This window comes from Arachidicoccus sp. (assembly GCF_050436765.1).
Classification (GTDB): Bacteria; Bacteroidota; Bacteroidia; order Chitinophagales; family Chitinophagaceae; genus Arachidicoccus.
In genome coordinates this window covers 1-12,496 of the sequence record NZ_JBNQGD010000010.1, presented here as the reverse complement: position 1 = coordinate 12,496, position 12,496 = coordinate 1, and the positions used below count along the sequence as shown (strand labels likewise).

11 protein-coding genes are annotated in these 12,496 nt (G+C 37.7%); 5 read left to right on the top strand and 6 right to left on the bottom strand.

The window, feature by feature from the left end:
- Window positions 1-172: 172 nt before the first annotated feature.
- The 3 genes from ACQR30_RS00430 to recJ form a co-directional block, all read right to left on the bottom strand.
- Complete coding sequence (locus ACQR30_RS00430) at window positions 173-604, bottom strand: hypothetical protein (protein ID WP_429729693.1); 432 nt, start codon at window positions 602-604, stop codon at window positions 173-175.
- Window positions 605-687: 83 nt separating this feature from the next.
- Complete coding sequence (locus ACQR30_RS00425) at window positions 688-1,950, bottom strand: adenylosuccinate synthase (RefSeq protein WP_429729690.1); 1,263 nt, start codon at window positions 1,948-1,950, stop codon at window positions 688-690.
- A 69-nt stretch (window positions 1,951-2,019) separates the two neighbouring features.
- Entirely contained in the window at window positions 2,020-3,726 is a 1,707-nt protein-coding gene (gene recJ / locus ACQR30_RS00420) for a single-stranded-DNA-specific exonuclease RecJ (RefSeq protein ID WP_429729687.1), read from the bottom strand.
- Between the two features lie 148 nt (window positions 3,727-3,874).
- Between recJ and ACQR30_RS00415 the strand changes: the two genes are divergently transcribed.
- The 3 genes from ACQR30_RS00415 (at window position 3,875) to ACQR30_RS00405 (ending at window position 5,547) form a co-directional block, all read left to right on the top strand.
- Window positions 3,875-4,264 (top strand): DUF1398 domain-containing protein, encoded by a 390-nt coding sequence (locus tag ACQR30_RS00415; RefSeq protein WP_429729683.1) that lies wholly within the window; start codon window positions 3,875-3,877, stop codon window positions 4,262-4,264.
- Between the two features lie 45 nt (window positions 4,265-4,309).
- On the top strand, window positions 4,310-4,720 hold the full coding sequence (locus ACQR30_RS00410) for a VOC family protein (RefSeq protein ID WP_429729680.1): 411 nt from the start codon (window positions 4,310-4,312) through the stop codon (window positions 4,718-4,720).
- Window positions 4,721-4,974: 254 nt separating this feature from the next.
- Window positions 4,975-5,547 (top strand): OmpH family outer membrane protein, encoded by a 573-nt coding sequence (locus ACQR30_RS00405; RefSeq protein ID WP_429729677.1) that lies wholly within the window; start codon window positions 4,975-4,977, stop codon window positions 5,545-5,547.
- 316 nt (window positions 5,548-5,863) lie between these two features.
- Here ACQR30_RS00405 and ACQR30_RS00400 read toward each other — a convergent pair whose 3' ends face one another.
- Window positions 5,864-6,565: a YggS family pyridoxal phosphate-dependent enzyme gene (locus tag ACQR30_RS00400; protein ID WP_429729674.1), complete on the bottom strand. Its 702-nt coding sequence runs from the start codon at window positions 6,563-6,565 to the stop codon at window positions 5,864-5,866.
- 119 nt (window positions 6,566-6,684) lie between these two features.
- Between ACQR30_RS00400 and ACQR30_RS00395 the strand changes: the two genes are divergently transcribed.
- Together ACQR30_RS00395 and ACQR30_RS00390 are read left to right on the top strand one after the other, a co-directional pair.
- Complete coding sequence (locus ACQR30_RS00395) at window positions 6,685-8,334, top strand: beta-N-acetylhexosaminidase (protein ID WP_429729671.1); 1,650 nt, start codon at window positions 6,685-6,687, stop codon at window positions 8,332-8,334.
- Window positions 8,335-8,566: 232 nt separating this feature from the next.
- Complete coding sequence (locus tag ACQR30_RS00390; protein WP_429729667.1) at window positions 8,567-8,911, top strand: RNA recognition motif domain-containing protein; 345 nt, start codon at window positions 8,567-8,569, stop codon at window positions 8,909-8,911.
- A 350-nt stretch (window positions 8,912-9,261) separates the two neighbouring features.
- Here the strand turns inward: ACQR30_RS00390 and ACQR30_RS00385 are convergent, their stop codons facing one another.
- Together ACQR30_RS00385 and ACQR30_RS00380 are read right to left on the bottom strand one after the other, a co-directional pair.
- Complete coding sequence (locus ACQR30_RS00385; protein ID WP_429729664.1) at window positions 9,262-9,819, bottom strand: OmpH family outer membrane protein; 558 nt, start codon at window positions 9,817-9,819, stop codon at window positions 9,262-9,264.
- A 258-nt stretch (window positions 9,820-10,077) separates the two neighbouring features.
- On the bottom strand, window positions 10,078-12,496 hold a 2,419-nt coding region (locus tag ACQR30_RS00380; RefSeq protein ID WP_429729661.1), incomplete at its 5' end, for a BamA/OMP85 family outer membrane protein.

The following is a 12,496-nucleotide window of genomic DNA, read 5'->3' as shown; positions in this document are numbered from 1 at the left end:
CTGCAACTAAATTAATTTTTTTCATATTCTTTTATTATTGTGTTTAAAAAATTGTTCAGCTATAGGATGCAAAAACTTCACCAATTGCATAAATCTACCACATAAAAAAGCACTAAGCAAATATTTGATTATCTACTTAGTGCTAAATTATTTTTTTATGCTAATAATTTATTTAAAAATCATCATCAAATTCATCCTCCTCATCGAAAAGGTTTAAGTCATTCAAATCATCATCAAACTTAAAATCTTCATCTGGTTCAGGTTCGCTTTTTTTGCCCCCAGCGGGTTTTTTTGTTGAACCGGATTTAGACTTAGATTTTGGAACATCAAACTCATCAAAGTCAGGATCCCAATCGTTATCCTCTTCTACTTTATCCCAATCATCTACTACTTCATCATCATCATCATCATCGTCATCATCATCGTCCTTCTTTTTGGAGGAAGACTTTTTGCGAGGTACAATATCCTCGTCGTCTTCTTCATCAAAATTGGAATCATCGTCTAGATCTTCATCCAGTTTTTTACTCTTTGGAGAAGCATTCTTTGCATTCTCTACACTCTTTTTAGGAGCACCTTTTTTTTCTTTATCTGATTTTGTTGCCATGGTTCATCAAGATTTCTACCGTAAAATTTCAACGAGTTTTTTAATTGAACAAATTTTTCCGCAATTATTTTTTTAATATTTTTTTATAATGAAACAATTTGGTCCCGGCCCGGCCCGTTAGAAACATATTTCACCGGTGCGCCCAAATATTCATTCATAAAAGCGATATATTTTTTCATGTCTTCAGGTAATTTGCCAGCATCTTTAATACTTGTAGTATCTGCATTCCAACCCTTCATTGTTTTATAATTGGGCTGCAAGGGCAATTTTTCCATCTGCAACGGCACTTCCTGTGTCTGCTCACCGTTGATTGTGTAAGACGTGCAAAGCTGTAAATTTTCAAAACTGTCCAACACATCAGCCTTAGTCATTACAACATCGGTTACGCCGTTAATCATACAAGCATATTTCAACGCAACTAAATCAATCCAGCCACAACGCCGTGGTCTACCTGTAGTTGCACCAAATTCGCTACCTATTTTGCGCAGTTTTTCTCCCGTTTCATCTTCCAATTCGGTCGGAAACGGGCCGCCCCCAACACGTGTGCAATAAGATTTGGTAATGCCCAAAACTCTTTCAATTTTTTGTGGCGCGATACCTAAACCTGTACAAACACCAGCAGAAATAGTATTTGAAGAAGTCACATAAGGATATGTTCCGAAATCAATATCCAACATGGCTGCTTGCGCACCCTCTGCCAACACTTTTTTCCCTTCCGCTATTTTATTATTGATATAATATTCGCCATTAATTATCTTAAATGAACGCAAAGTTTCTATTGCTTCAAAAAAATTATCTTCCCAACTAGAAATATCTTCTGTAAAATTAAAATTATCCAGTAAGCGTTGATGCTTCAAACGCAGTTTTATATACTGAGAAGTAAAATTCTTATTTAACAAATCGCCCACGCGCAATGCGTTTCGTCCGGTTTTGTCCATATAAGCCGGGCCTATACCCTTTAAAGTGGAGCCAATTTTACCTTCTCCTTTTTGCATTTCAGAAGCTTTGTCTAAAGCGCGATGCGTAGGCAAAATAAGATTGGTACGATGTGAGATAAGTAAATTTTTCTTTACATCTATGCCAAAACCTTCTACCGTTTTACATTCTTGTTGAAGAATAACCGGGTCTAAAACTACACCCCCACCGATAATATTTTCCGCACCCTGGTGAAAAATACCGGAAGGTATTTGATGTAATACTACCTTTTTGCCTTCTACATACAGCGTGTGCCCGGCATTTGGGCCGCCCTGAAAACGTGCAACAATGTCATAACCAGGTGCAAAGTAATCTACAATTTTACCCTTCCCTTCATCGCCCCATTGAAGCCCAAGAATTACATCTACCATTATATTTGATTGAGAATTGATTTGAAAAAGCAAATGTAATTACGAAATATTAAAAGTCAAAAGTAAACTTCACGAATTTTCGCTCGGTCTGAAATCAATTACACGCAATTGCAGTGTTTTATTACCCTGCCATTGGTTGATATCTATTTTATATACGACATCTATTTTTTTGTGTGTCAGAATAATATCGAACTTTTCGGCCATATTAAAGCCAATGCCAGAAAATTGAAAATTGCCCTGTTTTAGCACAAAACGAATATGTTTTTCTTTTACGATTTTACAAGAGCCCGTATCCTCAACATTATGCGAGATGAAAGTTGGGGACATATTATCCGGGCCAAAAGGGGACATTTGTTGAATAATATTATAAAAGGAGAAAGTGATATCTGAAAATTTTATTTCAGTATCAATATTTATTTCGGGAATAAGTAATTCAGGAGTAATCGTATTTGCCACGACCAACTCAAACGCTTCCGCGAAAGCTTCCACCTTTTCTGGCAACAAAGTCATCCCGGCTGCGGCAAAATGGCCTCCATAGCCAAGCAAATGTTCACGACAGGCATGCACAGCTTCATATAAGTTGAATCCGGGTACACTGCGAGCGCTGCCACCCACAATCTTTTCTGTTTGTGTTAATACAATTGTCGGCCTATAATAAGTTTCTATTAAGCGCGATGCGACAATGCCCACAACACCCTTGTGCCAATGGCTTTGAAACAATACCGTGGTTTTTTTATTAGTCGTATTTACATCTTGTTCTAATAAGCTCAACGCTTCTTCCGTAATAGAGGCATCTGCCTCTCTTCTATCATCATTATCCGAATGCAATATTTCGGCATATTGAACCGCCTTTTCATAGTCTTTTTCGATAAACAGTTGCACCGCTTTCTTTGCATCATCCATCCTACCTGCAGCATTAATACGGGGCGCTACAACAAAAACGAGTCCAGCAATATCTATCTCACCCTGAGCTCTCTTCGCCAAATCCAGCAATGCTTTAATACCTGTGGATGGGTTTTCATTTACTTTTTTTACACCATAAAAAGCAAGTATTCTATTTTCGCCGGTAATGGGCACAATATCCGCCGCAATGGCTATTGCCACCAAATCGAGATATTGCAAATAACTGTCCTGAGGCAGTTTGAGCTTTTCAGTCAATGCCTGCATCAATTTGAAGCCCACACCGCAACCGCACAGTTCTTTATAAGGATAGCTACAATCTTTTTGCTTCGCGTTCAAAATAGCAATAGCGTCCGGAACTTCAGCATCTGGCAAATGATGATCACAAACAATAAAATCGATTTCCAAAGTTTTTGCGTACGCTACCAAATCCACAGCTTTGATACCACAATCTAAGGAAACAATTAAGGAAAAATCGTTTTCTTTTGCATAATCGATTCCTATTTTTGATATTCCGTAACCTTCCTTATAACGGTGGGGGATATAATAGTCAACCTGCGAGTAAATCGCCGATAAAAAACTATACATACTCGCAACAGATGTAGTGCCATCGACATCGTAATCGCCATAAACCATAATTTTCTCCCCTGCGTCAAATGCTTGCAAAATACGGGCAGTAGCTTTGTCCATATCTTTCATTAGCCATGGGCTGTGAAGATTTGTCAATTCCGGGCGATAGAAAGCTTTCGCTTTCTCGAAAGTATTAAACCCACGCTGAACCAAGATCCTGCACAAAGCCGGATTTATTTTGAGTACGGCATGCAAAGCCCGTTCATGTACTTCGTCGGTCGGCAGTATGTTCCAGCGTTTTTCCATTTAATAAAAATAATAAGGCAAGGAAGGTACGAGAAATTTTGTAAAACAAAATCTATCTAATTGTTTAAAAAATAGTAGGGCACTGTGAAGTTTTAGATAGATAACAATGATAATCAGCGTAAGTGTTACCTTTGGGAAAATCAAGAAAATGTTTACAGTAGACCAGATCAAACAAGCACACGACAAAGTAAAATCAGGCGCAGATTTTCCGGCCTACATTAGAGACCTCAAAAAATTAGGCGTCTCTTATTACGTGACTTTTGTAAGCGACGGGCATACAGATTATTTTGATACCAATAAGAATAAAGCAATTGCCCCGGCGAAGTACGAACCTTTACCCATTGCTGAAAAATGTGATATAGAGCGATTTAAAGCTCGTTTGAAGGCCCATCAGCAGGGACAATCCGGTTACCTGACATTCATCGAAGAATGTGCAACATTTGGTGTTGATAAGTGGGCCACTTGCATGGAGAAGATGACTTGTACTTATTATGATAAAAAAGAAAATGAAATATTACTTGAAGAGATTCCCCTATAAAATTAATGATAAATTTATCCTCAGGTAAGCTTTAAAACATCCATTATGAATAGTTTCCATTATGCATTTAAAGTAAAAGATATTGAATCTACGCGAAAGTTTTATATTGAACTTTTGAGTTGCAGGGAAGGCCGATCCACCCTTTCATGGATTGATTTCAGTTTTTTCGGGCATCAATTATCTGCACATGTAAGCGACAACTTACCGCCCTTGGATTATTGCGGAAAAGTAGATGGGATAAGTGTCCCGATTCCTCACTTCGGATGTCTATTATCGATCGACGATTTTAAAAATATTCAAAGAAAACTGGAATTTGCGAACATCCGATTTATTATAAAACCACAAATAAGGTATGAAGGCAAAACGGGGGAGCAGTGGACCATGTTTGTATTAGACTACAGTGGCAACCCTGTTGAATTCAAAGCTTTTTCTAACATGGAAGAAGTGTTTCTTTAAGCCATTAACTTGGTTGTTCGGGATTTGCGATTCCGAAAGCTACCATACATTTCCACCAAAAACTTCTTCTTCGGTTTTAGCGATTTGCAAACAAATTTTTCCGACCGATGTGAAAGTACCGTCCTACCAAAGCTAAAAAAGAAACTAAGCAATTCGTACTAATAACATTAATTAACAATATTTAGGTTTTTATAATAAAAATCGTTACTATATTTAGATACTTATATCTACAAAACAACTTTAATTGAGAAAGGATGAAAAAAATAACTTTTGCTTTAATTCTAATGATGATCTGTGGCATTGTAGTGAATAAAATTGATGCCCAAACAAATACCCTTAAAATTGGTGTGTTTGATATGGATCAAATGGTACAGTCAATGCCCGAATTCAAAACAATTATTCAACCTAAACTAGTAGCTTTCCAAAAAGATTCTCTTGGTGCACAGAAGGATCAATTAGACACATTGTTTACCAATGCACGAAACACCTACAACAATGATTCGTTGGCAAAAAAATCTGTGACTATTGTAAGTTATGACAGGCAGCAATTGGAGTATTTATATAGCCAAGAAGTAAACTGGGAGCAATATGTACAACAAGCAACACAGCAAAAATATGCAGAGGTTGCAAAACCCACTTATGATAAGGTGATTGCATCTTATAAAAAAGTATTAGCCAACACCAAAGTGACACTGGTTTTGAAGCCAACAGCCGTGCAAGACGTTGTCGGCTGGAAAGCGGCAGTTAATCTTTTTGAATTAGTGGCAAAGGATCTTGGTGTTAAATTAAATAATGGGGAAGAAAATGCTTCAGCCTCCAACAAATAAGCATTAATTCGGCGCCGCCGCGGGTGGGTAGTTCCCGCCCGTATTATGGCAATTTAATACCGATAAGTTCCTGTCACCTTTGTTTGGATAACAACGTTTACGTATAGTGGCCACTTATACGATCAAACAGTGTATGTGGACAGAAAAACAAGGGCATATAATATAAGTACACACGGACGCATTAGTTCTTGTCACCGAATCGAAATAAGAATATATATAATTTTCCGTGCTGATTAAAAAGTCACAAACTCAAAGCAAGTGACATCCGCTCTTCACGCGGTCAATCTTACTTTTTAGAATACCTTCACACTTCCGCTTAAGCCCTTCTTCCAAAAATAGCAGAGCCAACCCGCACCATTGTAGCACCTTCTTCAATTGCCCACTGTAAATCGTTACTCATGCCCATAGATAAGGCACCACAATCATCAGTGACAAGCCCCTCTGCGATTGCTCGATCTTTTATTTCACGCAAAAGGCGGTAACTTTTTTTCACCAAAACTTCCTCGTCACTAAACAAACCAATCGTCATCAATCCTTTTATTTTCAAGGTATCCAAAGCATTTATTTTCTTAATAAGTGCAAATGCTTCTTCAGGTGTGACGCCGAACTTACTTTCTTCGAATGAGGTATTTACCTGTACAAAAATATCCAGACTCCTACCTTCATTTTGCAGGCGGCTATCTAATTTCTCTGCCAATTCTATTCTGTCTACCGACTGAATACAACTCACATACTTCAGGACTTCTTTCACTTTGTTGGTCTGTAAATGACCAATAAAATGTCGCTCGCAATTCAAATCCTTAATAGCCTCGAATTTCTCCGTATATTCTTGTACACGGTTTTCACCAATAAGACTTTCGCCTGCTTCAATAGCCATCCGGATGCGGTCTGGCGAAACAGTTTTTGTGGCGAGCAATAGCTTCACTTCATTGTTATTTCGTCCAGATTTTTCACAAGCAACATTTATTTCGTTTCTTATAATTCCGATGCCCTCAATAATATTTTCTCTATCGTTCATTTACTCAATCGTTTGCTCAAAGGTAATTTTTTTATTCTCTTTAAAAAACAGTGGTAATCCTAGCAATTCTAAATAATTGAGATTAAATTTGAGACTCCACACTAAAAAATATTTTTACAATGAAGTACTTACTCTGTGCCGTGGCAGCAATCTGTATTGTCACAACTTGTTTTGCGCAAAATATTCGCATAATTCCGGAACCGGAAAGTGTATTGCCTACACCGCATATTTTTAGTCTTTCTGCCCAAAGCACTTATATCACTTCTTCTAATGCGAAGAAAGCAGACAAGACGATCTCTTTTTTTAGCAATTATTTGAAAAAATATTATGGGATTGAATTAGGTCAGAAATCTTCTCAAAAAAATGCAATCAGTTTCAATTTAACTCCAGAGCAACCCAATGATACAGTTGGGGCCTACCAATTAACAGTTACCGATAAAAATATCACCATAAATGCCAGTAGTGAAGAGGGCCTTTTTTATGGCATGCAGAGTTTAATTCAATTATTGCCAACGACAGTTGCAACATCTTTAGATATTCCCGGCGTTGAGATAAAAGATGCACCTCGCCTGGCATATAGAGGAATGATGTTAGATTGCGGTCGTCACTTCATGCCTGTCGATTTTGTAAAACAATTCATAGATTATTTAGCACTGCATAAATTAAATACTTTTCATTGGCACCTGACTGAAGACCAGGGCTGGCGTATTGAGATTAAAAAATATCCACGCTTAACACAGGTAGGTGCTTGGCGCAATGGCACTATCATTGGTCACTATCCCGGGACTGGGACCGATAATGAAAGGACAGGCGGCTTTTATACACAAAAACAAATAAAAGAGATTGTGAAATATGCTGCAGGTCGCTACATCACTATCATTCCGGAAATTGAAATGCCCGGACATTCTTCTGCAGCGATTGCGGCTTATCCGGAGTTGAGTTGTTTCCCGGATCAAAGCACTGTTCTTCAACCAAATGCAGATGCTCCTTGGAGCGGTTCAAAGACAGGAAAACAAGTCCAACAAACCTGGGGCGTATTTCCGGATGTATATGCACCCACCGAATACACTTTTAAATTTATAGAAAACGTATTGGACGAAGTGATCAAACTTTTCCCTTCAAAATATATTCATATTGGCGGTGATGAATGCCCGAAAGATTATTGGAACAAATCTGCCTATTGCCAACAATTGATGAAAAATAAAGGTTTAAAAAATACAGAGGAACTGCAAAGCTATTTTATACAAAGAATAGAAAAATACCTCAATAGCAAAGGTCGTGAGATTATTGGCTGGGATGAAATATTGGAAGGTGGTCTAGCTCCAAAAGCTACAGTAATGAGCTGGCGCGGAGAAGAAGGTGGTATTGCTGCTGCCCAGCAAAATCACGATGTAATAATGTCGCCAAGTGGCTGGATGTATTTTGATCATGCGCAAACAAGACCTGAAGACTCATTGACTATCGGTGGTTTCTTGCCTATTCAAAAAGTATATGACTACAATCCTTATCCAAAAACTTTAACGCTAGCTGAGCATAAACATATCTTAGGTGTACAGGCCAATCTCTGGACAGAATACATAACTTCTCCCCAAAAAGTCGAGTATATGATTTTCCCTCGTATGGCGGCATTGGCAGAGGTCGGCTGGACAAAGTCTGCCAACAAAAATTATGAAGATTTTAAAGAAAGGCTTCAACCTGAAATCGCCAGATACAAACTCTGGGGAGTCCACTATTGTAAGGATTGGGACAATCAGCCCAAAGGCAAATAGCGCATAAAAATGAGAGAAGACAGAAAAAAGCACATTTACTTCAAAATGTGCTTTTTCTATTATCTGCCTTTAGCTCACCGAAAAATTAAAAGAAAAGTTGTTCATATCAGAAATACCTATATCTTTGTACTTGAATCAACAGTTTTTTCCATCCTTCTAACGGACGTTTTTTACGTAATTGTTTTTGGGCCTTGGTTACTGTTTATAAATTAACAAGTTCAAAAAAAATAAAATGAACATTTACGTAGGAAACCTTAGCTGGAAATTGACCAGTGATGATTTGCACGAACTATTTGCACCATACGGTGAAGTAATCTCTGCAAAAGTTGTAACAGACAAGTTCAACAACAACCGTTCTAAAGGATTTGGTTTTGTAGAAATGTCAGATGATGAAGCTGCTAATGCTGCTATCTCTGGTCTTCACGAAACTGAAGTTGACGGTCGCAAAATTGTAGTAAACCAAAAGCAAGAAAATGCTGGTGGCGAATACAAAAAGAAAAGCTTTGGCGGCGGCGGCGGCGGATACAACCGTGACCGTAACAGCGGCGGCAGCGGCGGATACAGAAATAACTACTAATTAAGTATTATTATAACCGTATAGAAAAAAAAGGTCAACTTAATATAAGTTGACCTTTTTTCATGTAGCTATTTGGCGCTTCCGCTGAAGCTATGTCAAGGACCAAGTCAGAATATTATGGAGAAAGACCCCGCGTATATATTTCTATACCAAGGCATTTAAACAGCAATAGCGAAAAAGATTAGCCGTCGTTTGCCATTCATTAAAAACTGCATGGATGCAAGCATTTTCATCAACATTATTTTACTTTGAATCATAATGTGAACCCTGAGCATTACCTACCACATTATGTCATAAAAAAGAGCCACTTTTCAGTAGCTCTTGTAAAGAAATATATTTATACTCAAATATTATTTGCCAGCTGCAGCAGCATCTTCAGACTTTAAATCAACCCCTAATTCTTTAGCAACAGGAATAAACAAATTTACTATTTGCTTATCGTCTGCATATTGAATTACATCAGGTTTAAGCACTAATGTGATCTTTTGCGCGGCTACAACCTTTTTAAAGGCAGCAGCAGCTTTTGTGTACATACCTTGTGTTAATTCACCGTATTTATTTTGAGACGCCTGCTGAACATATTGTTGCCAGTTTACCAATTTGGAATAAAGATCACCTAATTGCTTTCTGTCATAATCCAAAATAGCTTGCGACTTTTTCGCGGAAGAATCAGCCTTATAAGTATTTTGTTGATTTTCCAACAATGTACTTAGTTGATCTCTTTCACCCCCAAGTGTATCTTTTTGATAAGATTGCATCTTAACTTGTACATCTTTCATCTCAGGCATAGCACTTACCATTTGGTCTATATCAAATACACCAATTTTCATCGAAGATTGCGCTTTTGCGTTGTTTGTTGCGATACCTAATCCTATTATCGCCACCAAGGAGAAAATTACCTTTTTCATTCTTTTTTTAAATTTTATTTTGTTGTTTTCGTTTTCACCTTCAATAAATATTGAATAGTGCGTGTAAATATAAGAACTTAAATTATACTGCCAATTTTATTTTACCTTAATTCCTAAGGTCCTTAAAATTACATCACGCTAGTTAAATTTGGATCGCAATAGCGTAATCCTTCCTACCGGAGCTGATGTTAATCCCACAAAAAGAAATACGACAAAAAGATGAATCTTCTGATGAGTATTTTTTTGTTTATATCTTTATTAATCCGGCTCGTAGCCAAGCATAAAGGTGAACCTTCCGGCTTTTCCAATGCCCTGCCCTTGTTGTATTCTATCTATACCAATACCGTAATCAAATCCCAACAAACCAAACATGGGCAAGTAAAAGCGTGCACCAACACCCACATCACGTCTTAACTGAAATGGATTATATTCTCTAAAGGAATACCAACCGTTGGCAGCCTCAGCAAACACTAAACCAAATATCGTACTACTCTGGCTCAAAGAAAGCGGATAGCGCAACTCTAACGAGTATTTATTAAATATAGTAAAATACTGTGATGCTCCCTGCTGATCGGGATTATAACGTGGGTTAGAAGTCTCGTATACCGGATAACCTCGTTGAGAAATAATATCATAACCGAGCAATGCATAAGTTGTACTCATACCTGCATCGCCCAATTGAAAACGTTGGAATGGAGAAATGGGCATGTCTGAATTATATCTTCCCAAGAAGCCCATTTTTACAGAAGCTTTAAATACAAATTGTTTTTTATCGTCCCCGTGTGGTGGACCGATAGGTACATACCAGTCTCCTGTAAAACGGTACTTCTGATACTCGATAAATTTATATTTTTTTGCCGGATCGGTCGCCGAGGCAATCGACGGATCAAAAGAAGAATATGGCGGAGTCAACTGCGCATACATGGTGATATTGGAACCACCTGTTGGATATTGCAAGCTGGTAACAGAACTGCGCGATAAGGTTATGCGCAAATTAATATCATTAGAAGCACCATTACGGAAATTAGGAAGGCTCACCTGATCTATATAATAATTATGCAATTTGTACCTTGTATAGTTCAACTGCAAACCAAAAGAGAAATAGGGATCAGGCCATTTCAATTGTTTACTTAGCCCCACACCGATACTTGTGGTACGGAAGTAAGTAGTATCCGCGTTACTATCATATCTTCCGGTAAGATAGTTATAGCCGTTGGTAAACTTCGAATCAGAGAAATTTAAACTTAAGGCATTTTGGTGTTTTCCTCCAAGCCAGGGTTCTACGAACTGAGCATTATAAGAACGGAATGCCTTTCCGTTACTTTGAAAGTTAAGTGATAAGGTTTGTCCGTCACCTGTTGGCAAGGGAGACCATCCTTTTTTATTGAAAATGTTTTTTAGGGAGAAATTATTAAATGTAACACCTAAAGTACCCGTAAGTCCGATACCACCACCAAAACCCGCACTTAACTGCAATTGGTCAGCAGATTTCTCCACCAAATTATAGGTCAAGTCCACCGTTCCATCGGCTTCATTAGGAGTGGGAACAGGGTTTATTTTTTGCTCATCAAAGAATTTCAGAATACTCAATTCCCGGATAGAGTTCATAATCTGGCTCCTGTTAAATTTATCTCCAGGCAAAGTATGTAAGGCCCGACGGATTACGTGTTCATTCGTTTTATCATTACCCGCAATATTCACTCTTTTAAGTGTAGCTTCCGGCCCCTCCCGCATATTCATCACGTAATCAATGGTATCGTTGTATACTTTTACTTCTACCGGAGTGATATTAAAGAACAAATAGCCATTATCTAAATATAAATTCATTATACTCATTCCATCGGAAGAAGCAGAATTACCCAACCCAAGTCTTTCGTTCAGATGTGTCCTATTATAGGTATCGCCTTTATGTATATCTAAAATCGCACTTAAAAGAGAATCAGAATAAACAGTATTACCCACCCAAGACACATTGCCAAAATAATATTTATGTCCTTCTTTTAATTTTATATCTACATTCAAATTCCCTTTTGAGTTATAATACACTGAATCTCTCAAGATTTGCGCATCTCTATAACCTTTTGAATTGTAATAGTCAATTATTTTTTGCTTATCTTCGGCATATTTCTTTTCGTCAAACTTAGAGGATGCAAATGGATTGAGATACACGTAAGGGCTTATTAGATTCCTTGTTTTGGTATAAGTAAGATACCCATAGTCGTGTGCGTAGTCTTTTAAAGTATACTTATAGGGCTCCCCCCAGCCGGTTGTATCAAAACTATCATGAAGTGGATAAAAAGTAAGGCGCGAAACTTCCTTCGTTCCTTTCATTTGTTTCTTCAACTTCGGTCCTGCTATATTTTCATTGCCAAACATTTCTATCTGGCCTACCTTTACTTTTGCTCCTTTGTTTATGTCGAAATAAAGAACGACCGAATTTTGATAAGAAGAATCTTTTTTCTCCCGTATATCAACACTTACACGACGAAACCCTTTTTCTGAAAAATATTTACGGATAGCATCTACAGCCGTCATTTTCATATTATCGGTAATCACGTGCCCAGATATAATGCCACTCTTGCTTTTCAAATCGTCACTTTGCGTTTTACTTACTCCTTTGAAATAGAATTTTGAGACACGTGGACGTTCCGTTACATTCAATTCAATATAAATCTCG